26 protein-coding genes and 1 pseudogene are annotated in these 22,566 nt (G+C 41.6%); 13 read left to right on the forward strand and 14 right to left on the reverse strand.

Annotated features, from left to right (window positions below; all coding sequences use genetic code 11):
- Window positions 1-140: 140 nt before the first annotated feature.
- The 4 genes from IM319_RS21285 (at window position 141) to IM319_RS21300 (ending at window position 2,573) form a co-directional block, all read left to right on the forward strand.
- On the forward strand, window positions 141-500 hold the full coding sequence (locus IM319_RS21285) for a DUF6464 family protein (protein ID WP_012266749.1): 360 nt from the start codon (window positions 141-143) through the stop codon (window positions 498-500).
- A 66-nt stretch (window positions 501-566) separates the two neighbouring features.
- Window positions 567-1,724 carry an 8-amino-7-oxononanoate synthase gene (gene bioF, locus IM319_RS21290; RefSeq protein WP_287736847.1) on the forward strand — a complete coding sequence of 386 codons (1,158 nt, stop codon included), beginning with the start codon at window positions 567-569 and terminating at the stop codon, window positions 1,722-1,724.
- Window positions 1,725-1,852: 128 nt separating this feature from the next.
- Complete coding sequence (locus IM319_RS21295; protein WP_286826276.1) at window positions 1,853-2,107, forward strand: UPF0175 family protein; 255 nt, start codon at window positions 1,853-1,855, stop codon at window positions 2,105-2,107.
- Complete coding sequence (locus IM319_RS21300) at window positions 2,091-2,573, forward strand: DUF3368 domain-containing protein (protein ID WP_287736848.1); 483 nt, start codon at window positions 2,091-2,093, stop codon at window positions 2,571-2,573. The genes IM319_RS21295 and IM319_RS21300 overlap by 17 nt, the downstream gene beginning before the upstream one ends.
- A 283-nt stretch (window positions 2,574-2,856) precedes the next feature.
- On the opposite strand, the pseudogene IM319_RS21305 reads toward IM319_RS21300, so the two are convergent.
- The 6 genes and pseudogenes from IM319_RS21305 to IM319_RS21330 form a co-directional block, all read right to left on the reverse strand.
- Window positions 2,857-3,060 (reverse strand): annotated as a pseudogene (locus IM319_RS21305) (hypothetical protein); the annotation flags it as partial.
- Between the two features lie 143 nt (window positions 3,061-3,203).
- Window positions 3,204-3,518 (reverse strand): DUF2442 domain-containing protein, encoded by a 315-nt coding sequence (locus tag IM319_RS21310; RefSeq protein ID WP_286825453.1) that lies wholly within the window; start codon window positions 3,516-3,518, stop codon window positions 3,204-3,206.
- Entirely contained in the window at window positions 3,499-3,735 is a 237-nt protein-coding gene (locus IM319_RS21315) for a DUF4160 domain-containing protein (RefSeq protein ID WP_002738880.1), read from the reverse strand. The genes IM319_RS21310 and IM319_RS21315 overlap by 20 nt, the downstream gene beginning before the upstream one ends.
- 297 nt (window positions 3,736-4,032) lie before the next feature.
- A complete protein-coding gene (locus tag IM319_RS21320; RefSeq protein WP_271975260.1) occupies window positions 4,033-4,206 on the reverse strand; it encodes a DUF433 domain-containing protein in 174 nt (57 codons plus the stop codon).
- Between the two features lie 241 nt (window positions 4,207-4,447).
- Entirely contained in the window at window positions 4,448-5,833 is a 1,386-nt protein-coding gene (locus tag IM319_RS21325; RefSeq protein WP_287736849.1) for a hypothetical protein, read from the reverse strand.
- Between the two features lie 358 nt (window positions 5,834-6,191).
- Entirely contained in the window at window positions 6,192-7,628 is a 1,437-nt protein-coding gene (locus IM319_RS21330) for a RecQ family ATP-dependent DNA helicase (RefSeq protein WP_287736850.1), read from the reverse strand.
- Between IM319_RS21330 and IM319_RS21335 the strand changes: the two genes are divergently transcribed.
- The 5 genes from IM319_RS21335 (at window position 7,627) to IM319_RS21355 (ending at window position 9,865) form a co-directional block, all read left to right on the forward strand.
- On the forward strand, window positions 7,627-7,776 hold the full coding sequence (locus IM319_RS21335) for a hypothetical protein (RefSeq protein ID WP_287736852.1): 150 nt from the start codon (window positions 7,627-7,629) through the stop codon (window positions 7,774-7,776). The two genes, IM319_RS21330 and IM319_RS21335, sit on opposite strands and share 2 nt — an antisense overlap.
- Window positions 7,777-7,940: 164 nt before the next feature.
- Complete coding sequence (locus IM319_RS21340) at window positions 7,941-8,126, forward strand: DUF3285 domain-containing protein (RefSeq protein WP_043999662.1); 186 nt, start codon at window positions 7,941-7,943, stop codon at window positions 8,124-8,126.
- Between the two features lie 11 nt (window positions 8,127-8,137).
- On the forward strand, window positions 8,138-8,647 hold the full coding sequence (ybeY, locus tag IM319_RS21345; protein ID WP_286826214.1) for an rRNA maturation RNase YbeY: 510 nt from the start codon (window positions 8,138-8,140) through the stop codon (window positions 8,645-8,647).
- Between the two features lie 32 nt (window positions 8,648-8,679).
- Window positions 8,680-9,168: a diacylglycerol kinase family protein gene (locus IM319_RS21350; protein WP_287736853.1), complete on the forward strand. Its 489-nt coding sequence runs from the start codon at window positions 8,680-8,682 to the stop codon at window positions 9,166-9,168.
- A gap of 457 nt (window positions 9,169-9,625) precedes the next feature.
- Entirely contained in the window at window positions 9,626-9,865 is a 240-nt protein-coding gene (locus tag IM319_RS21355) for a DUF4327 family protein (protein WP_002738935.1), read from the forward strand.
- A 226-nt stretch (window positions 9,866-10,091) separates the two neighbouring features.
- Here the strand turns inward: IM319_RS21355 and IM319_RS21360 are convergent, their stop codons facing one another.
- Window positions 10,092-11,282, reverse strand: a complete 1,191-nt coding sequence (locus IM319_RS21360; RefSeq protein ID WP_287736854.1) for a class I SAM-dependent methyltransferase — start codon at window positions 11,280-11,282, stop codon at window positions 10,092-10,094.
- Between the two features lie 285 nt (window positions 11,283-11,567).
- Here IM319_RS21360 and IM319_RS21365 point away from each other — a divergent pair, with 285 nt between their 5' ends.
- From IM319_RS21365 to IM319_RS21375, 3 genes are all read left to right on the forward strand, one after another.
- On the forward strand, window positions 11,568-12,842 hold the full coding sequence (locus IM319_RS21365) for an AAA family ATPase (RefSeq protein ID WP_287736855.1): 1,275 nt from the start codon (window positions 11,568-11,570) through the stop codon (window positions 12,840-12,842).
- Entirely contained in the window at window positions 12,839-13,471 is a 633-nt protein-coding gene (locus IM319_RS21370) for a retron system putative HNH endonuclease (protein ID WP_287736856.1), read from the forward strand. Before IM319_RS21365 ends, IM319_RS21370 begins: the two co-directional genes overlap by 4 nt.
- Before the next feature lie 168 nt (window positions 13,472-13,639).
- A complete protein-coding gene (locus tag IM319_RS21375; protein ID WP_287685133.1) occupies window positions 13,640-13,789 on the forward strand; it encodes an isochorismate synthase in 150 nt (49 codons plus the stop codon).
- 79 nt (window positions 13,790-13,868) lie between these two features.
- Here the strand turns inward: IM319_RS21375 and IM319_RS21380 are convergent, their stop codons facing one another.
- Both IM319_RS21380 and IM319_RS21385 read right to left on the reverse strand, forming a co-directional pair.
- Entirely contained in the window at window positions 13,869-14,249 is a 381-nt protein-coding gene (locus IM319_RS21380) for a hypothetical protein (protein WP_287675790.1), read from the reverse strand.
- A 57-nt stretch (window positions 14,250-14,306) separates the two neighbouring features.
- Window positions 14,307-14,672 (reverse strand): phasin family protein, encoded by a 366-nt coding sequence (locus IM319_RS21385; protein WP_286826221.1) that lies wholly within the window; start codon window positions 14,670-14,672, stop codon window positions 14,307-14,309.
- A 438-nt stretch (window positions 14,673-15,110) separates the two neighbouring features.
- Here IM319_RS21385 and hemB point away from each other — a divergent pair, with 438 nt between their 5' ends.
- Window positions 15,111-16,097: a porphobilinogen synthase gene (gene hemB / locus IM319_RS21390; RefSeq protein ID WP_286826222.1), complete on the forward strand. Its 987-nt coding sequence runs from the start codon at window positions 15,111-15,113 to the stop codon at window positions 16,095-16,097.
- 64 nt (window positions 16,098-16,161) lie between these two features.
- On the opposite strand, the gene IM319_RS21395 is transcribed toward hemB, so the two are convergent.
- The 5 genes from IM319_RS21395 to lepA form a co-directional block, all read right to left on the reverse strand.
- A complete protein-coding gene (locus tag IM319_RS21395) occupies window positions 16,162-16,539 on the reverse strand; it encodes a DUF4164 family protein (protein WP_287736857.1) in 378 nt (125 codons plus the stop codon).
- A gap of 59 nt (window positions 16,540-16,598) precedes the next feature.
- Window positions 16,599-18,413 carry an ABC transporter ATP-binding protein gene (locus tag IM319_RS21400; RefSeq protein ID WP_287736858.1) on the reverse strand — a complete coding sequence of 605 codons (1,815 nt, stop codon included), beginning with the start codon at window positions 18,411-18,413 and terminating at the stop codon, window positions 16,599-16,601.
- A gap of 268 nt (window positions 18,414-18,681) precedes the next feature.
- Window positions 18,682-19,365, reverse strand: a complete 684-nt coding sequence (locus IM319_RS21405) for a hypothetical protein (RefSeq protein WP_287736859.1) — start codon at window positions 19,363-19,365, stop codon at window positions 18,682-18,684.
- A 3-nt stretch (window positions 19,366-19,368) separates the two neighbouring features.
- A complete protein-coding gene (locus IM319_RS21410) occupies window positions 19,369-20,526 on the reverse strand; it encodes an AAA family ATPase (protein ID WP_287736861.1) in 1,158 nt (385 codons plus the stop codon).
- Window positions 20,527-20,581: 55 nt separating this feature from the next.
- Window positions 20,582-22,393, reverse strand: a complete 1,812-nt coding sequence (gene lepA / locus IM319_RS21415; RefSeq protein WP_286826227.1) for a translation elongation factor 4 — start codon at window positions 22,391-22,393, stop codon at window positions 20,582-20,584.
- Window positions 22,394-22,566: the final 173 nt, after the last annotated feature.

The raw sequence follows: 22,566 nt of genomic DNA on the forward strand, positions 1-22,566 counted from the left end.
CCCCCAACCCCCAACCCCCAACCCCCAACCCCCAACCCCCAACCCCAACCGAAAAACTTTTTCAGCAGACCCTAATTATTAATCGACTCGGAGATCTAAGCTACCATTGAGCAAAGGTAGCCCAGAATACAGGGATAATCATGGAGCAAGATTCATTAACAACGGAGGTTATTCTGACCCATCCGCGGCAAAGTTTGGGAGAGATACAGTTGGATTGGATGCCACAACCGGGTAATTATTTGGCCTTAAAAGGACAAACCTATGCGGTTTTGGAACGTCACCACCAGTATCAATACAAGATTGGTGGCTATTGTTTACGCAAAATATCCCTTTATGTACAAACTGCACCCACTCCTAACGAAAAAAGTTTGATTGAAGGACGTTGGGTGATGGGGGATGCTAGTTGTCGTTTTAACGCTAGATCCGAACTGTTGCGCTGTGCGATTAACCCCCCAGGTCCCTGTCAAGATTGTCGTTTTTACGAAGCTATTAACCCTTAAAAGAGCCTTTTTCGGCAACAATCCGGCTATTTTACCCTAGCTAACCGCTATATTGATCAATTGCTCATGAATCATCCTTACTCTTGGATCGAGGATAGCTTAAAAACCCTTCATCGGGCCAATTGGTATCGAAGGGTTAAAACCATTCAGGGCCGGGGCGGAGCCGTTATAGAATTAGAGGGTCGATCGCTGCTCAATTTTGCCAGCAATGATTATCTGGGATTAGCAGCCGATGAAAGAATGATCGCGGCAGCCATAGCAGCGACACAACGCTATGGAACTGGAAGCACCGGCTCGCGTCTATTGAGTGGACACCGAGATATTCATCGAGACTTAGAAGTAGCGATCGCATCCTTTAAAAATAGCGAAGACGCGATAGTTTTTAGTTCGGGATATTTAGCCAATTTGGGGACAATTACCTGTTTAGTGGGGCAGAAAGACCTGATTTTAGGCGATCAATACAATCACTCTAGCCTCAAAAATGGAGCCAAGTTAAGCGGCGCTACGGTGAAAGAATACCGGCACAATAGTATCGAAGACTTAGAAAATCAGTTATTAACCCACCGTCATCACTATCGTCATTGTTTACTGCTCACCGATACAGTGTTTAGTATGGATGGGGATATCTGTCCCCTAGCGGGAATTCTCGCTCTAGCCGAGATGTATAATTGTATGGTTTTGGTGGATGAGGCCCACGCTACTGGGGTTATGGGGGAAAATGGGACAGGTTGCGTGGAATATTGTGGTTGTCAGGGACGGGAATTAATTCAGATGGGAACCCTGAGTAAAGCTTTGGGTAGTTTAGGGGGATATGTGACAGGAAGTGCCAAAATTATCGATTTTATCCGCAATCGCGCCGCCACCTGGATTTATACTACCGGTTTATCCCCCGCCGACACCGCCGCCGCTAGAATGGCTTTAGAGATTATTCGTCTGGAACCGGAACGTCGCCAACGCTTACACCAAAATATTAATTTTGTCAAGAGTAAATTAAATAATTTTAATATATTGCCTTCGGAAGCGGCGATTTTATGTTTACCGGTAGCCAATCCGGGTCAAGCCCTAGAATTATCGCAAAAACTGCTAGAAAAAGGGATTTTTGCCCCCGCCATTCGTCCTCCTACCGTTCCCACCAGTCGTCTGCGCTTTACTGCCATGGCCACCCATAGCCTCGCCCATCTAGAGATTCTTGTCCAGTCTATTGGCGAATCTTTCCCCACATAGGGAAAAAGTTTTTCGTGGGAGCAGGGTGTGGGGAAGTGGGGAAGTGGAGAACGCCTCAATTAGACTGCGCCAAGCTAAAAGTTGTATCATGATAGTCATAAACAATCTCACTATAATCTTAAGTTAAGATGGGACTGCAAATCTCAATTTCTGACTCCATTGTGCAAGCTCTTCGCCTACCTGAACAGCGGATTGAGCAAGAATTGCGTAGGGAATTAGCCATCGCTCTTTATACACAAGAGATACTCTCCTTTGGTAAGGCGCGGGAACTGGTTGAGATGGATAAATACGAATTCGGGCAATTGCTTTCCCATCGTGGAGTAGTAAGGCATTACGGTTTTGCCGAATTAGATGATGATTTAAGCTATGCCCGTAGTCAGTAACACCTCACCAATTCTCAACTTGGCGATCGTGGATCAGCTTGAACTCCTACGTCGGCAATTCAGCAAAATTCTGATTCCCAATGCGGTCTTGGAGGAATTGAAAGTTAATGAAGAACGACCTGGCTCCCAAGCAATTCGCGAAGCAATCTCATCTGGCTGGATTCAAGTACAAGAGGCAAGTAACGAACCCCTTGCTCAACTTCTAAAGCAAACATTAGATCGAGGGGAGGCTGAGGCGATCTCCCTTGCCATTGAGCTTGAGGCAGATTGGACGCTTCTGGATGAGCGTGAAGGGAGGAAAGTTGCCAAATCTTTAGGATTGAACGTAACGGGGATTTTGGGAATTTTGCTTCGGGCTAAACAGCTAGGTGAAATCGAATCAATACAGCCTTTGATCGATGACTTAGTAGACAAAGCTGGATTTCGGATTGCACCAGAATTATTGGTTAAAATTCTGACGCAGTGAATTGGAAGGTGCGTTATGCTGCACTAAAGTACCTTCCAATTCGGCGATCGCTCTTTTTGCTATCTCAATTGTGATAAGGGAATGCTAACACTTTTCCCGTAACCTTTTTTAATCAGAACCACACCAAAAACATCTTCTTGTCCATAATTTGCTTGGTGAAAAGTAGGGAAGCCACCTACATAACTTTAACAAGGTCTCACTTTTGAATTCCTTGAGTAATATCGCCAACAGTTAAATCTCCATTGAATAATTGCTTCTCGGCGCAAATTAACGCTCCCCATCATCATGGCAACACACTGGGGGAACGAAAGCCAAAACGATGGACAGCGCGATGCCCAATCCGAATACCAAATATTTGTGCATCAGGAAAACGTATTCACAGTTGTTTAGCAGCTGTTAGGCTGTCGTCAGCCACTTCAAAAGCCCCTGTTTCGATGTCTATTGCTACAATTCTCCCATGATTCCCTTCCTCGACTTGAGAACGTACAATTTTAACTGAATCTAAGCAGAAAATAAATAAGCTCTCCTGATGACTGATAGGTAAAAGGTGTGTTACTGCGGTGACACACCTTAAATCAAATATTGTTGGGTTTCGTTGCCTCAACCCAACCTACAAGATCGGCGATCGCACTACAAGATCGGTGATCGCACTCGATTATTTAACCAACGCTTCAATGATTTTTGACTTTCCCCTGATGGTTGGCCAAGAATCAAGTTTTTAGTGCTAATGTCTTCATCTAGTTGATTCCAATGGATTCCACTGCCATCAGCGATCAAGCGATAATCATTGCGCTCCTCAATTGAGCCATGCAGGAGCCGAGGATACCATGCCAGGGGAACAGATATAGTGCGCCCATCAGACAAATCTACACTGAGTGTGTCATCTGTGATGGCCAATTGCTGAATTGCCAATGTTTCAAATACTTCATTCGTTAAAAAAGTCATTCCAGCCTGCTAGTAATTGTTCTTGGTTTTCTTGAACAAGTTTTTGAATGCGGTTAATTTCGGTGCGGTTAAATCCTTGGTTACTCTGAAGACGAACCGGCTGAAGCCAGAATTTAGCGATCTCTCGATCTCGTTCAACATGGATGTGAGGTGGCTCATGGCGATCGCCTGCGTAGCAAAAGAATCGATATGGGCCAACGGTCAACAGCGTGGGCATTCAAAAGTTTTGCTCTAAATATCTCAAACATAGCTGAATGCCTCGCTGACTGTCAATCTGTGAATATGCTCATGTAGGCCAAAGGCTATTTAAGGTTAAGAACAATACAAGATTAGCGTTGGCAGTTTAGTTCCGAAGGTGTTGGATTTCTTTTCGTCAACCCAACCTACAAGATCGGCGATCTGCTACGCAGTGCCTTCCGCATCGCACTTTAACCCACAACTTCAATCAATGTGCATGGTGCGTTCCCCAAAAATCGATCGCTGGACCAGTAGGACTTGCATTAGGGAACGCACCCTACAAGATCGGCGATCGCACTGTAATACCTGGGTAGTTTCGCAGAATTTCATCAATACTCCAACCTTGGGCGAGAAGATCGATGATAAATTCAACCGCAATCCTTGTTCCTTTAATGATAGGTTTTCCCACCAAAATATCGGGATTTAGTGTAATTCGAGTTTCCCAGTCCATAGCTACATCATTGAAAGTGTTTTCAAAAAGGTCAAGGCTGCGTGGGACGCACCCTATATCTCGTTTTATTATAACAGGATTTGGTATCACAGTTTCAATAAATGTGCATGGTGCGTTCCCCAAAAATCGATCAGTGGAGCAGTAGGAGCCACATTAGGGAACGCACCCTACAAGATCGGCGATCGCACTGTGTTGCTATTATACCATGCTCACACAAAACCTAGAGGAGCCAAAATCCGCCTCATCCTTCTTGGTCATGCTCATTGATTGAAGACTGCTGTGGGCCTGAATTCTCCGAAAGTACTGTGTCATAAAAATCTACCGACTCATCGGTTACTGAAAAATTTTCAGTAGGAGATTTACTATCTTTCTCTAAGCTTAAAGTTTTTGATACGAGTAAGTTAATTATTCCGAGATAAACGCGGTCACTGAATCCAGCCAAGAAGCAAACTATAGCTGTAAATCGAGTAGCATTGTCACTTACACCTAGTTCTTTAGCCGATGGACTCGAACTTTCAGAGCCCAATAGTATCAGACCAGATGTTACAGCAAGGTAAGCAACTGCACTCATCAAAATTCCAATAATGGGCCTTGCAATGAGCCACTGAAATTCTATTGAAAATTTAACACGTCTTTTAACTATATAGAACTTGTATAGAATAGCTGAAAGACTGCCTAATGCTCCCCATATCAAAGCCCAAACTGGTACAGAGATGTATGGAACATATGGAACAGAAACAGCGTTATTATTGGATTTAGCTTGAGTCGAAGCAGATGACATAATTACAGTCAAACCAACGATATAAACAATAATAACAATAATATTAAAAATCTGCCAAAGCTTTTGACCCTTTTGCTCTCTTTTTTCTCTATCAATTATCTCCTTGAAAGAACCTAATAGATATTGAACTTCATTCAATAATTCAGTCTCGACAGCAGGATTTTGTCGCAAATGTTCGAGATGACTCCCAATATCTCTTCTCCATTTTTGCGCCACCTCATAGCGCTTAGTGGACTCGAAAAAAACTCGTCCGCTAGCTTCAGCAATCTTTCTATAATCTTGATAGAGATTCTCTAGTCTAACCTGTGGATCAAGAAGTTTTTTTCGCTCAAGTTCTTCCCTATTTTTTTCAACCGCTAGTTCTAGTTTTTTAAGACGAGTATTAGAACGCCTCAAAGTTGAACCAAATAAAAAATTATCGATTATGAAACCGATAATTACAAAAATGTATGAAAGTAATACTCCTATAACTATAAAAACTATAAAAACTTCTACTGTCACAGGGTTTTCTTCCTTAGTCGGAAACCCCCAAAAACGCATTAAATCCATCACAATTTCTCTCCCATGAAGAGAGAGATAAGAAGAGGCTCCAATTAAACATAAAATAAAGAAAAACGCTAACATAAGAATTAGACGTGGCAGATGTCCTTGTCTAATTGTCCTAAGCTTATTAACGTATTTCCTATAGAGATTAACTGCCTCATAGTCAATGCGATTCTCTAAAATTTCTGGCTCTTCTGGTAGCGTCGTAAAAAAAGGCGAAACATTTTTACTCTCTACCTTACTACTATCAATTTTAGGGAAACTTTCTGTTTCTTCATGTATGTTTTCAGAAGGGCTATCCATGGATCACTAAACTTAAGTTTATTGAGGTCTAACTACATATTATAGGTCAACTTTCCGTATAACACTCTCCAGAGTAACGATATACAGAAACTTTCCGTATAACACTCTCCAGAGTAACAATATGGGTCAACTTTCGGCATTCCATTTAGGCGCGATCACCAGAACTTTTCCCTATATCACGCCCAAAAGCTTGTTAGCCAGATTAGCTTACTGCAAACAGCCTCCTTTAAGGAGACTTATCACAGAAGCCTTCCTGGAATCTAGCAAAGATTCTCGTATCTGGCTGCACTTTGTCACAAAATTTCACTATTATTTCGGGTGCGGTGATTTGTTATAGTCGATTATTCACTAAATGGTATCAGCCGCGACGACAATTATCGCAATGACCACAGCGAAAATTATCGGCATTTTCCTGAAACCCAAAGGCATTTAAGAGAAAGTGCCAACGACAGCGACGGGTATAGAGGTAGGGAAACATCTCATTTTTAGGTTTAAAAGTCATCTTGGCTGAATTATGGCGATAAATAAGCCGATAATGAAAAGGATCGAGCCATTCTAGGCGATCGAGACTGTGTAAAAGGGAGAGAATAAGCGCACCATCGGGAAATTCGGCACTAATCGCCTCTACTTTGCCCTCTAGGGGAATTTGGGCTAAAATTTGCCAAGCTTGTCGGTATTGACGCTCCTGTTGGTAGTTAAAGAATTTTTGCTGGTTTTTATCGCTATTATCTAACCATCCCGTCGGTTCACTAATTAAGGTGAGAGCCTGCATTTTGCCGCCATCGCGACCACCGCGGCCGATTTCCTGTAGGTATTCCGATAGTAAAGCTGGGGGTTGGTAGTGGACAACCCAACGCACATCGGGTTTATTGATACCCATGCCAAAAGCTGAGGTACAGACAACAAAAGTTAAATCCCCCCGCAGCCAATTTTGTTCTATTTCCCGACGCTGAAAGGGGGATAAACCGGCATGGTAGGCACTGGTGCGATAATGGAGAGATTGCAACCATGCCGCTAAATTTTCACTATGGCGACGGGAACGAGTATAGATCAGGCCGGATTGTCGAGGTTGACCGGTGAGGAAGTTTAATAGTTGATGACGACGACAACCGGGGCTAATACATATTTTCGTGCTTAAGTCAAGGTTTTGACGGTAAGGATTTATTAAGAAAAGCTGTGGTTTTTCTAGTTGTAAAATGCGGGTGAGAGTCTCACGGGTGGCGGGGTTAGCGGTGGCGGTAAAAGCAGCGATCGCTATTTGGCTGCCGGCCGGTTTTGATTGCAGAAGAGCGGGACGGACAGCACCGAGACGACGGTAAGCAGGACGAAAATTATCGCCCCACTGGGTTAAACAATGGGCCTCGTCGAGGATGAGAGCGTTAATTTTAACGTGGGGAAGGGTTAATTTTGACCAGAGGGGAGGACTTAAGAGCGTTTCTGGCGAAAGATAGAGAAGTCGCAGGGTTTGACTTGCGATCGCATCTAAAGTTTTCTTTCTCTGTTGTCGGGGGATTTCGTGATGAATCAGGGCAACGGGTAATTTTTTGGCTAATAATTCCTCCACCTGATTTTCCATGAGGGCAACTAAGGGGGAAATCACTAGGGTTAAGCCGGTTTTTAATAAAGCGGGCAATTGAAAACAGATAGATTTACCAAATCCCGTGGGCATGACAATCAGAGCATCTTTTGCCGCTAAAATTGTCTCGATAATCTCCTGTTGGGGAAAGCGAAAGCTATCATAGCCCCAAATTTTTTGAAAAATAGTCTGGATGCTTTCGGTATCGTGGGAAGACATGGTTAGACTGCTGGGGAAGTGGGGAATTGGGGAATTGGGGAATTGGGGAATTGGGGAATTGGGGAATTGGGGAATTGGGGAATTGGGGAATTGGGGAATTGGGGAATTGGGGAATTGGGGAATTGGGGAATTGGGGAAATTGAACTAAAACCCTAACACCCTAACACCCCAAAACCCCCCGCAACGCGCACGCAGTGACCACTTTGACTATCCCGGAAGGGGAACAATTTTTCCACTGACTGGAATTGTTTTTGCGCTTCTGTAATAATCTGTTACACTTATAGCGATCAATCTTTGTCTGGGGAATTACTGATGACTGAACCTGTTAGTGCCACCGACCCCGCAGTAGAAACCGCCACCGAAGCGCAACCCAGTTACGTCAAGCTGGCGATGCGGAATATGGTCAAGAAAAAAGGCATCTCTTTAAAACACTTTTTTTTGACTACGGCGGCCCTATTAGCCTTTTTTGTCGGTATTTCCTATCTGACGCGTCCCTAGGGTAAAATCTGGTGAGTGAGACTTTGCCCCTAGTGGTGGATTTATGCCTACAGGACAATTATTTTGATCCCGGAAATAGTCCTGTGGATGGGGAAACTTGGCACTATTGGTTGGAGACATGGTTAAGTTATCTATCGGATTATCTCCCCGTTGCCGCCGGTTATGAACTAAGTTTGCGCTTAACAGACGATCGAGAAATTCGGACCTATAATTCCCAGTATCGCCACAAAGATCAACCGACGGATGTTCTCGCTTTTGCCGCCCTCGAAGTGGATTTCCCAGTCGATGAGGGCATTTTAGAGACTGAACCTTTATATTTGGGGGATATTATCATCTCTGTGGAGACAGCACAACAACAGGCTTTAACACAAAATCATTCTTTGGCACGAGAATTGGCCTGGTTAACTGCCCACGCTTGTTTACATCTTTTGGGTTGGGACCATCCCGATGAAACAAGTCTGTTAGAAATGCTATCTTTACAGGAAACTTTGTTAACAACCGTCAAAATTGCCGATACATAGTTAGTTGTTTTTGTCAAGCATTATTGAGGAATATGAAGACAAATTATCATCAAGCCAACCAATCTGCCAGCATACCTAATCCCTATCTCAACAATAATTTTATCCCTCGATCGGGACAGGTGAGTGAGGGCAACAATCCCAGTCAAAGAGAATACGCTTGGCAAGTCGCCTCGAATCTATTAGTCAGTTTTCGCTACGCTTGGGCAGGAGTCTGTTATGCTTTTGTCAGTCAAAGAAATTTTCGCATTCACACCCTGATTACCCTAGTAGCGATTAGTTGGGGCTTATTTTTGCGGGTTGATGCCATGGAAATGGCGATTGTCACCCTTACCTGCGCTCTGGTGATGGTCTTAGAATTAATTAACACTGCCCTAGAATCAGTGGTAGATCTGACGGTGGGGCAATCCTACCATGATTTAGCCAAAATAGCGAAAGATTGTGCCGCTGGTGCCGTTTTAATCGCCTCGATCGCCGCTTTACTCGTAGCGGCTTTTATTTTTATTCCCCATTTATTAGGGTAAGCGGGAAGCTTTTTTCAGTGATCAGTAAACAGTAAACAGTAATCAGTGAACTGAAAACTCAAATCTGATCACTGATAAGCTGTGCTGATTTTAAAATGCGTAGGGGAAACTTCAGTACAAATGCTCGAACTTCCTCTCCCTGCTGCCAACTCCGGCACTGCGGTGCAGTCTTAACCAGTAATATTAGATAGTCAACAGCTTAACTGATCACTAATCACTGATAACTGATAACTGATCACTGATCACTGATCACTGATTTGGCATAAGGGGACTCGACAACTTTTAGCCGATAAATTTAACTTTTCTTAACCCAAGCCTAAACTGGCGAGGGGAGAGGGTTTCGCTATATATAAAAAATTGTAATCGTCGATACAGCAAAAAATCTCTTTTGTCCCTCTATAGGTTAGAATATAGTTAGTGATAAGACTTCTTTTGTAGATCTTGCAGGAAATCTCCCATGAGTGCCATAACTTTCTCCACCGCTCCCACCGCTTACTCTATCAGGATGATCAAGGACGAAGTCCGTCAGATGGTAGAACAGGGGGTAGTAAGCAGACACCAACCGATCTACACTCTCTGTCAGTTCATTCCCCCCCGGGAGTGGGTTTGTGTTGAATGTGAACTAGAACGATGTGACTACCTTCTCAGAGATCAAATTGGTGACTTAATCGCCTCGGAATCTTGGGATAATGATTAAATTCTCCCATTTGCCGATGGGCAAAAATCGGACTGATCAGAAATTTAGCAGCCTTGTCCACTTTTTTAACTATTATAATTCAGCCCCGGTTAATTCTGGGGCTGAAACTATGGGGACAGGGGGGTGATAATTGTTAAGAAAAAAAAGTTTTGGCAAGATTTAGCCAAGTTAGTTCACAAGTTACCCATTGCCAAGGGACGCTATCTCTAACATCCCCAAATTTTCTCTAACTTAAAATCAGTAGTTGGCGCTGTTGTAAAGAACGCACCCCAGTTAATCCTAAGGCAACTTGAGCGTCGATTTCTGCCACAGTTAAACGACCATCACAAGCTTGTAGAAAAGCAAATTCTCTCTCCGAGAGATTAACCGGCCGATAATCGTAATCTAGAACACTTGCACTAGGCCAACCGTAAAGACAGGGATGAACTTCGGCCACTGCATTCTCTAGGACTTGATCCCCGGACCAATCGGCAGTCAAAATCGGTGGTTTAGCGAGGAAAAATTCATAGTGGGTGATTTCCGGGTCTAATAATTCCGTCAAGCGATAACGTTCCCTTTCCCCTAAATTTTGCGTCCTAGCCATCAATTCGGGGGATTTACCCAATAAACGGTCTAATTGCCAGTAGGAGGGGTTAGAAAAGCCAATAAAGGCTAATCCTGACGCATCAATCAGTTGAAAGAGGGTATCGATATTGTAGTCCACTTCCCGGGGGTGAACGTACATATCAGCGAAGGACTCATCGCGATGATTTTCCATTGACCAACGCTCTTTTTCCCGTTTCAAAATGCGATTATTTTCCGGTAGAGAGGCAAAAATCTCTCGGCCGACAGCGACCCCATCTTTATAATCCCCGCGTCGGTCTCCCTGCAAAATTGCGATCGCAGATTGCATTAACTGGATTTCCCAGCGTCCCAATTGTGCATAGACGAAAATGTGCAGCAGACCACCGGGGGCCAGTTTTTGCGCGAGCGATTGAATACCTTTAATCGGGTCTGGGAGATGGTGCAGCACCCCGACGCAGTTAATTAAATCAAATTCTCCGGGGAGATTAGTGGCAGATTCTAGAGGTAAATGGTGAAAAGCCAGAGAACCTCGGTGTTTTGCGGCGACTCCCGAACGATTACAGCGTTCTTTGGCAATTTCTAGGGCTTTTTCACTGATATCTATAGCGACTATATTAGCAAAGGGGTTGAGCGCGAGCAGATATTCGGTTCCTGCACCAGTACCACAACCCGCATCGAGAATCCGGATATCCTCTCGTTCGGGTTTATGATGACAACAAAAGTTATAGGCAGCAATCCAATTCCAGCGCCAATTGTAACCCGGAGGAGGTTCGTCTAGGAGCGGTTCGGGGGGGAAAGGATAGGTATTGTAGAGACGTTGTACAGCAGTGCGAATAGTAGCGTCGTCGGACATGAAAATTGGCGGAGTTTAGGATAACACTCGATCGATTGTCTCACAGACAGCAGCGATCGGGAAAGTCAGTCGGGGTTTTTTTGAGTTGGTCGGGAGTAAATGATAAATAATCATTATGAATATCCGGTTCTGTGCCAAAATTAGATATTATTTCTTTGGTCGATATTTTTTTCTATTCCTTGTCCTACTGTCTCTTAACCCTATCTAAGTTTTACTGGCAATTATTCGAGAGTCATTCTCTAACAATTATCTCAAATATAAGCAGCTCTTGCCGATACAAAAACCATGAAAATTAATTCTATAAAGCTTATTAATTATCGAGGTGCAGTCAGTTTAAACATCGACTTTCATCGGCAATTAAACGTATTTATAGGAGTTAATGGTGCTGGAAAATCTACCGTTTTAGATAGTTTGGCGACTATGCTTTCATGGTTAGTTAATCGCCTAAAAAATACTAATGCCAGTGGACGACAGATTAGCAAAACCGAGATTAATAATGGTCAGGGGACGGCTATAATTGAAATCACGGGGGTGAGGGAAGATAGCCAAGAGATTACTTGGAAAATAGTAAAAACTAGGACTGGATATATCCACGCTGGGGAACGGAGTAATTTTAGCCAATTAAATGAATACACTCAACAAATACAACGACAAATTACTGAACATCAAGGACAAATCAACTTACCTTTATTTGTTTATTATTCTGTTAATCGAGCAGTGCTGGATATACCAATGAGAACAAAACATAAATTTGATTCTCTAAGTGCCTACGAAAATGCTTTAACCAGTGGATCATATTTTCGCACTTTTTTTGCATGGTTTCGCGAGCGTGAAGATTTAGAAAATGAAAATAGAAAATATCAGTATGATCTAATTAAACCAGAAGGTTTTTGTTTTCCCGATCCCCAATTGGAAGCAGTTCGGGAAACGATCGAACGTTTTCTACCCGATTTTACTAATCTTAGCGTCCGTCGTAATCCCTTGAGAATGGAAGTAACAAAAAAGGATAAAATAGTTACTGTTAATCAACTTTCTGATGGAGAAAAATGTCTGATTGCTATGCTGGGAGATTTAGCTCGAAGAATGGCGATTGCTAATCCTCAAAAGCCTTATCCCTTAACGGGTACTGGCGTTATTATCATTGACGAAATTGATTTACATTTACATCCTCAATGGCAAAGATTTGTAGTACCTAAATTACTAGAAGTTTTTCCTAACTGTCAATTTTTTATTTCCACCCATTCTCCTAATATTATCACTCATGTTCAACCAGAAAGTTTACACTTCATGGAACAAACAGAAATGGGAATAAAATTTCATCTCGTGCAAGAGTCCTACGGCAAAAATGTTGATCGAATTTTGGAAGATTTGATGGGATTAGAGACAACTCGTCCCAAGGAAATCGCTGAAGCTTTGAAAGATATCTATGAACAAATCTCTCACAATCAATTAGAGGCATCTAAAAATAAAATCAATGATCTCAGAGCTAAAATTCAAGATGATCCAGAATTAATTAAAGCTGAAGTTATCATTCGACGCAAGGAAATTATCGGAAAATGAAGTATATTAGGAAAAGACAAGAACCACCGGAGTTTAAGAATTGGAAAGAGCAAGCTAACTCAGATTGGCAGCCCGACTTTAAAAGTTTAGCGGGAAAACCAAAAGAAATACTAATTAAAGCTTTGATGACAGAACAGGGGGAAATATGTTGTTATTGTGAAAGTCGATTGGTTGATGGTGAATGCCATATAGAACATTTTAAACCTCAAAGTGATCCCACTGTTGATCCCTTAGATTATGCCAATTTGCTATGTTCCTGTCAGGCAAATCTTAGGACTGGTAAACCTCGGCACTGTGGTAATCTAAAAAATAGCTGGTTTGATGAAAATCTCTTAATCTCTCCACTTAATCCCGATTGTGAGTCTCACTTTGCTTTTAATTATGATGGTACAATTAAACCCGCACAAGAAGATGATCAAAAAGCAATTAATACTATCGAAAAGTTGGGATTAAACCTCAACAAAATCAAAGCACTTCGTCAGAAAGCCATCGAGCCTTTTTTGGATGAGGAGATAAATAATGCTGAATTAAAAGTTTTTGTCAATCGATATTTGTGCTTAGATGATCAACAAAGATACGGTGTTTTATTGAATAATCTTTCCTTTACAAAAATACAAGAATTATTATAAAAGTTTAGATAAACAAGAAAAAACATAAAGTCTTATGAAGATTATTCAAGAATTATTGCAAAAGTCAACAATTGATAAGATTCTGGCCAGATAATTGGGGTGGAGGGGGTGGATCAACCTTATCCGAAGTTGAACAGAGATTGTTGTCGAGAGTCGGAGAGAAAAGCAATGAATATCAAGGATACATTACACAATGCTGTCCAGTACCTAACAGAGGCTTTTGCCCGCATTTTTAGCCCCAACAATGATGAATATCCAGATGTGGGGATGCAGCCTTTTGATGCGGAACCCTACCATGCTCCCAAGGGTAATTCTTAACTAAAAATGACAGACAATTGCTTTGAGATAAAAGTTATGGGTAGGGATAATAACCCTACCTGATTTTGTAGAAAAATAATTAATCCTCTGCTTGCCAATCGGGACAACTATCACCATCCCAACCGTAGGGATGGAAACCGCAGACGAGAAGATTGCCTCCGTAGATATAACCGTGATAATTACGGCAACCGATACAAGCAGGATGGGTGTTAGGATCGGGGTTAACCTTGGGAGTGAGGATAAAATCCGAGGATTCATCTAATTCCGAAAATAGGGATTCATCGGAGTTAAAAAATTCTTCTAATTCCTGGGGTAAAACCTCTTGAATGAACTGTTCCAGATCGATGATAATTTCCTCATTAATTTCTTCGATAGTTTGGGTCACTTCTTGGAAAAAAGTTTCAATTCCCACCGCCACAGTTTCGATCACTTCCCAAAAATCCTTCTGCCAATCGTCCATGTTTATACTTGCATCCCTTGTCTGGTAATAATTAATTATTTGTCCCTAAAATTAGGTTTAATCCTGTTGTAGTTTCCGCAATTCCTCCTGAAGACGTTCCACCTTTTGCCGCAATTCATCTACTTTTGGATCGGCTGCTTTGGTGTCCTCCTCATCTTCAATAATTTCTATCCGTCGGGGTTCATGGGGAATATTAGATTCGTTACCTTCTACCGTTTGCTGTTGTGCCTGTTTCACCAACTCATCGACGTATTTGCGCGCTTCTTCCGCGTTTATTTCGCCGCGAGAAATCATTTCATCGGCTAATTTTTGGGCTTGATTTCTTAATTCTTGTAAATTTACTTCAGCTTTTTCGGCGGCATAGGTAGCAATGCCTACGCCCAAATAAACTGCTTTTTTGACTAAATCACCTAAGTTGGCCATAGCAAAAATCCTGAATCGATCGCTCTTATTTCCTAGAATAAACGATCCTTCTCGCAAATGGAGATGGGTTTTGGGAGTCAGTGAACAGTGAACAGCAAACAGTAATCAGTGAACGCTTGCACCTCTATCCAAGAGAGCCGTCAGTGAACTTAAAACTGATGAGGTAAAGTTTTGTAAATAGATGCGGTGGTGGCAACAGCAAAAGTGATGGCTATAAAGATTAAATTTTAGTCAAATTGCTGGTTTTTCGCTCTCAAAACGACTATAGAGCCTCATTAGGTCATTTTTGACCTAAATAGTTTGATTAAGCTCAAAATAACTAAATATTGCGGATAGCTGCCGGCAGCCAGCAGCCGGCTGAATTGATTTGTGTTCATCCTCAGCAAAGATTTAAACTAAAGAATCGAGACAAGATTCCCGATTTAATCACAAAAAACTATGTTTCCTATTCATCGCCCCCGTCGTCTGCGTCAAACCCCTCAAATGCGCCGTCTGGTGAGTGAAACCGTCTTGACAGCCAATGACTTTATCTATCCCCTTTTCGCCACGACGGGGGAAGGTATTGCCCAGGAAGTGAAATCGATGCCGGGGGTGTACCAATTATCAATCGATAAAATTGTTGACGAAGCCAAGGAAGTGCGGGATTTAGGAATCCCAGCGATTATTTTATTCGGGCTGCCGGAAAGTAAAGACACAGAGGCGACGGGAGCATGGCACGATCATGGTATTGTGCAAAAAGCGGCCACAGCGATTAAAGAGGCAGTTCCCGATCTACTCATTGTCGCTGATACTTGTTTGTGTGAATATACTAACCATGGTCATTGTGGTTATCTGCAAACGGGAGATTTAACCGGCAGGGTGTTAAACGATCCTACTCTGGGATTATTGCAAAAAACCGCCGTTTCCCAGGTAAAAGCGGGAGTGGATATCATTGCACCGTCGGGAATGATGGATGGTTTCGTGCAGGCAATTCGTCAGGGATTGGATGAGGCGGGTTATAGTGATACACCGATTCTTTCCTATACGGCTAAATATGCCTCTGCCTATTATGGGCCGTTTCGGGATGCCGCCGATTCTACCCCCCAATTCGGCGATCGCAGAACCTACCAAATGGATCCGGGTAATGCCAGGGAAGCCTTAAAAGAGGTGGAATTAGATGTATTAGAGGGAGCAGATATGTTAATGGTTAAACCTGCTCTATCTTACCTGGATATTATCTGGAGAATCAAGGAAATGACTAATTTACCCGTGGCTGCCTACAATGTGTCGGGGGAATATTCAATGATTAAAGCGGCGGCGTTAAATGGCTGGATTGACGAAAAACGAGTGACTTTAGAGACTTTAACCAGCTTTAAACGGGCGGGTGCCGATATTATCTTAACCTACCACGCTAAGGATGCCGTGCGCTGGTTAGCAGAGGGTTAAACTTGTTGATTGAACCCACCATGCCGATCAGGATAAGGGGGTGGTGAGGTTGCTACTATTAATTCTAGGGATTACCTGAAAAAAATACTTTCCAACCAGCTGTAGCGGTCGGCTTCGCTGCGCCGTAGGCGATCGCACTTGCCCAAAGAATAATTAATGTCCAAACCTGATTTTTTTGGGTTCCTTCCACTGATTTTAGGCGATTATCGATGCCCTCAACCTTTTCGGTTAACTTTGCCTGTCCTACCTCTAGCTTATTTAACCGTTCGTCGATTTTGTCAAATTTTTGGTCAACATCTTTTTGGAAAGTGTCAAATTTTTGGTCAACATCTTTTTGGAAAGTGTCAAATTTTTGGTCAACATCTTTTTGGAAATTGTCAATTTTCCCCTCAATCCTAGTCAAAACAGCTTCTAGGGAATAGGTAACGGTTTCGTTAGACATGGTGATCAACTCCCATTAGATCATATTTTCTCGGTCTGCTATCGGGGACTATCTTAAAACTAAACCAGTTCACCGCTTTCTTGTAAAGAGTGGAGACGTTGATAGATTCCCTGCTGATTTAATAATTGGTCATGACTACCGATCTCGACAATGCGACCATTATCCAAGACGACAATTTGATCAGCTTCTCGAACAGTACTAAGACGGTGGGCGATAATAATCGTGGTGCGAGTGCCTAGTATTGATTTCATGGCTAGTTGAATGGCTCTTTCTGACTCATAATCTAAGCTAGAAGTGGCCTCATCAAAAACTAACACATCTGGATCAACAATTAACGCCCTAGCAATTCCTAAACGCTGTCTTTGTCCCCCCGAAAGACGCACGCCCCTTTCCCCTACAATAGTGGAATAACCATTAGATAATTCATGAATAAATTCATCAACACGGGCAATTTTACAGGCTTCTTCTACCTTCTCAAAGCTAATATTAGGATTACCGTAGGTGAGATTTTCTAACACCGTACCATTAAACACATCTACTTCTTGATGGACAATCGCTAACCGTCGCCGATACCAAGTCACATCTAAGCGACTAATATCCTCGCCATCCATCAGAATTTGCCCTTGATTCGGTTCAAAATAGCGGAAAAGTAACTTAACTAAAGTGGATTTTCCTGAACCAGATTTTCCGACTAATGCAACGGTTTGATAGGGTTCAATCAGAATATTAATATCCTTGACAATCATTCTTTCTGGACTATAGCCAAAGCTAAGATTACTTAATTCTAGTTTACCCATAAAACGATAGGGATTATGTTGGGCATGATCGGCTAAAAGACTACCAGCATCAGTGCCAATAGGCAAGTTCATAAATTGGTTTAGACGTGCCATAGAAGCATAGCGACGGGCGAAAGTTTCTGCCATTTGGGATAGGGGATCTAATTCCGCATAGGCCATACTAGCGAGGGTATAGGTGGTGATAAAATGCCCGATCGAGATTTTCTCTTGAACGGTGGCTAGGAGAGTAAAAAAAAATACTCCAAATAAACTAGCTTGGACGAGAGTTTTTTCCCAAGTTATTAAGTCCACATAACCCTTATGAATGCGATGGATAACGTAGGTAAATTCTCTCTCTAAACGCTGTTTTTGACGATATAATTCCTGTCCTTCTGTGGCAAAAGCTTTGACGGTTTTGATATTAGTAATAATCTCAGAATTGCGACTTTGGGTATTTTCGATGTGCTGATCCAGAATCCTTTCTTTTTGCATTAAATCTTTTAAATCTCTCACAACAAAAGCTACAATTAATACAAAAGAAATAAGAAAAGCAAGGGCGATCTGCCATTGAATTACCCAAATAACAATAAAAATACCGAAAACTCTAAACAGTTTTGGGATCATCATTCCCGCCACTTCGGGATAAGTCCAAGTATGATTTTCTATCCCTTTGGCAATCCGGTTAGCGATACGTCCGGGATTATTTTCATCGTAAAAAGATAGGGGTAAGGTGAGAATTTTGGCAATAATTTTTCTGAGATGATCTCGTCTCGCTCTTAAGGATATTTCCCAGTGAAACCAGACACCAAGCCAAGGCTGAATTGGTGCTTTAATTACCGTGGTTAGGAAAATTAAGCCTAATAATACTGCCAAACTAACCCACTTTTCTGAGGCAAAGGGAGTTAAAATCATGGTGCGATCAACTAAAGATTGCACGAATCCATCTAAAGGCTGATCAGAAAGAACATTAAGAATCTGTCCGACAGCATAGGGAACCATCAGATCGATAATTTCAAAGACACTCGCTGCACCAATACTCAAAAAGGCGGCTTTTTGATAATTGCGGTAGTAACTGAGAATATCCCTTAAGGAAGCCATAACATCAAGTAAATTGCCAATTTTTAACTTCTATCTGGTAACTGCTAACTGAAGAGACTGACGGCACTTTTATGATTGTTTTTCTGGAGTTACCATTATACTACAATACTACAAAAATCGGCCGATCTAGAAATTTCTAGGACAAAAGCCTTGTCATAGTCTTGTATTCTCAATCACAGTCCGTACTACATTTTCACCCAGCCATTAGTCAGCAGACGATGCCAGATCAGCTTATATTTCATCCTTGGCAGAAGCACCACAGATCAATTTATCTGAAATTTTGGCGAATATTATCACAAAAATTGATAAATTTCTGAAAGGTTTTTAAGTGTTCAGTTTTATCAATACGCTTTTTTAATTGATTAAGATAGTATTGTTCTTGAGCTTTCCCAGGGAATTTTTTAGAATAATACAAACCTTTAGCTGCAAAAATAGACTTTAGATAAGCAAAACGAAAATCGGCATGATTTCTGCAATTAAATCTACCCATTAGTTCGGGATCATTTTCGTAAACATCATAGTGTTGAACATAATCAGCTAAAAGTCCCTCTAAAGGTTGTTTAGAATTAAATATAGTGCGATTGCCTAGTAGCCATGTTTCAATACATCGATTTTGAATGATGATCACGATTTCGAGTGATGCAGGAACAGTAATATGTTTGGTGATAAAGTCATTAACATATTGTTCTCTTTCTTCGACAGTATCCTCATCAGCATCGAGACAGATGACTAGATAGTTATATTTGGATACTTCTTGAATTTTATCGATAGCGTTAGGAATTCCATCATTAAGTATCGAGGGGTAGCCATTACCACTAATCAGAAAGTAATTATTGTGATTGACTTGATCGTAAAAATCAACTCGCTTAAATTCGGGAATAAGATGAGTTAACCAGGCAGTATAAAGCTTTTTTTCGGTACTTCTTCCTTCAACTAAAAAGTAAATATTCATCGATTAACTAATTCCTTGGGGAAATTCTTCTAAGACATTGATAAGATCAATAAAAGCTTTTTGTCGAGTTTTAGAAATATGAAAATCGGTCGCATTGTGTACCTGAATTACTCCTCCTTTACGAGTGACTATTTTCCAATAGGCAGCACTGATATTATTAATTATATAAGGATGATGACTGGTAATAATAAACTGTAAATCTCGATAATTAACTAATAAATCTTCTGTTAAAGTGTCCAAACAGTTAACCCCCAAACTATTTTCAAATTCATCGATTAATATAACGCTGCCATCAGGAGATAATTCGATCGTTGCTAAGAACATCAGGCTTTTTATCATTCCAGAGGAGATATTTGGTTCTAAAATCCAGACATGAGAGTTTTTTTCTTTTATTTGTATGTAAGGTGGGTTTTTAAGTAAACCACTTCGAGTTAATGAAAAAGGTTTTAAAGATTCTATTTTTAAATCTTCAAATTGAGGGAAAATTTTAAAAAACTTTATCTTTATTATCTCGAACGTATCGGGATATTTTTGATAAGTTATTAGTAGTTTGTCGGAAATACGAAGTTGACTCGATTGTAATTCAGAGAGAGAGTTATATTCGGTATATTCGTAGTTTCTAAGGAATTTATCAAATGTTGAATATGAGATATTAAACTTAAGTGGATTGAAAATCATTTTGTTAAATTCCTGTCGAACAGGGAAAACATCTTCTTCTTGATTGAAAAGCTCTATAGTGCTTAAATAAGATGGTAGTTTTGGTGTCTTTGAATTTTTAAACTCAATTACCTCTTGGTTTCTTTCGATCAAAACCTCTTGATCTTTTAAAAGAGTTTCCCTAATTATACTAATCTTATTTTCGCCGTCATTACTATTGACTTCATCTTCTTCAATCTTGATGAGAGAACGGGCTTTTTTAACCTCAAATTCACCCAACCAATGATAACGAACATGATCATTGGTTAAAAATTCTACATCCCACTTTACACCATTTATAGACTCACCGTTAGCGATTCTTTTAAAATTACTAATAGCCTTTAAAATCGAGGTTTTTCCTGCACCTGAGATACCAACTAATAAATTCAAATCTGAAAAAAAGTCGCAAGAATCTATACTTAATCCAGAGGCTAAATCTTGATAGGATAATCTCAAAAGCTTCATAATAATTAGCCACTGCCAAAACTAAAAAGGGTGAGTTAATTCTCACCCCTAGACTTTACTGAGGATCGAGTTTTAGGACTGCCATAAATGCCTCCTGGGGGACATCAACAGTTCCGATCGCTTTCATCCGTTTTTTCCCTTTTGCTTGCTTGTCTAACAGCTTTTTCTTGCGGCTAATATCACCACCATAACACTTAGCTAAGACATCCTTTCTTAAAGCAGGAATATGTTCACTAGCGATAATTTTAGAACCAATAGCTGCTTGAATGGGAACCTTAAATTGATGCCGGGGAATCAATTCTTTTAACTTCTCAGTTAAAGCGCGACCAACATAATAAGCTTTATCCCGGTGAACGATCATCGCTAAAGCATCAACGGGATCACCATTGACCATAATATCTAATTTAACTAGCTCATTTTCCCGATAGCCAATTAATTGATATTCCATACTAGCGTAACCGCGCGATCGAGATTTTAATTGATCAAAAAAGTCTGTCACCACTTCTGCTAAAGGTAACTCATAAATCAAAGCGGTGCGAGTTTTAGTAAAATAACGCATATCCTTGAAAACTCCCCGACGACTTTGACATAATTCCATCAAAGCACCTACATAGGTTTCCGGAGTAATCATTTCCACTTGGATATAAGGTTCCTCAATTTTTTCCCGTTTTTGTGGGGAAGGTAACAAACTAGGATTATCCACTTCGACAATTTCCCCATCGGTGGTAGTGACCTGATAAACTACCGAGGGAGCAGTGGTAATTAAATCTAAGTTATATTCCCTTTCTAGTCTTTCCTGCACGATTTCCATGTGTAGCAGTCCCAAGAAACCGCAACGGAAACCAAAACCCATGGCACTAGAAGTTTCTGGTTCGTAGGATAGAGCTGCATCGTTTAATTTTAACTTTTCCAGCGCATCTTTGAGATCGGCGTACTGATCGGCATCGGTGGGGAATAATCCGCAGAAAACCATCGGTTTTGCTTCTGTATAACCGGGTAAAGGCTCTTTTGCCGGTTTAGCGGTTAGAGTAATCGTATCACCCACCCGGGCATCAGCGACAGTTTTAATTGCGGCTGCCAGATAACCCACTTCTCCCGCGTGAAGTTCATCTACTTGTACCTGTTGCGGTGATAAAATTCCCAATTCATCAATAATAAATTCTTTACCAGAAGCCATAAAACGAATTTTATCGCCCTTTTTCACCCGACCATCCATGACGCGGAAATAGACAATTACCCCTCGATAAGCGTCGTAATAACTATCAAAAATTAAAGCTCGGAAGGGTTCTGCGAGGGTATCTTGGGGAGGGGGAACTAATTGGACGATCGACTCTAGAATATCATTAATACCGATCCCGGCCTTAGCCGAGGCACGAATCGCCTCACTACAGTCTAAACCCACCACTTCCTCGATTTCCGCCGCCACTCGTTCCGGTTCGGCACTGGGTAGGTCGATTTTATTTAAAACTGGGATAATTTCGAGGTTATTTTCCAGTGCTAGGTAAACATTGGCTAAAGTTTGCGCTTCCACGCCTTGGGACGCATCTACAACTAATAAAGCTCCCTCGCACGCCGCTAGAGACCGAGAAACCTCGTAGGAAAAATCCACATGGCCCGGGGTGTCAATCAGATTGAGAACGTATTTTTGACCATCCTTAGCGGTGTAATCCATGCGTGCCGCTTGTAACTTGATGGTGATACCCCGTTCCCGTTCCAAGTCCATATTATCGAGAAATTGTTCTTTCATCTCCCGTTGGGCTACGGTTCCCGTAATTTGCAGGAGGCGATCAGCGAGAGTTGATTTACCATGATCGATGTGAGCGATGATGGAAAAATTGCGAATGCGAGAAACGGGAACATCAGTCATCGTGGTTCACTGCTGGCAAAAGTCAGGGGTTTTTGACACTCTCCGCCCTAAAAGTGCGGAGATTCTTGGGCTGAATCCTGCCTCTACTAGCAAAGCTAATTTTGGTCTTACAGCTTCATGTCTAGTCCGACTACACCTACAAGGCAAGCACTCTTAGGGACTACTCCCCAAGC

The sequence above is a fragment of the Microcystis sp. M113S1 genome (assembly GCF_020246945.1).
Classification (GTDB): Bacteria; Cyanobacteriota; Cyanobacteriia; order Cyanobacteriales; family Microcystaceae; genus Microcystis.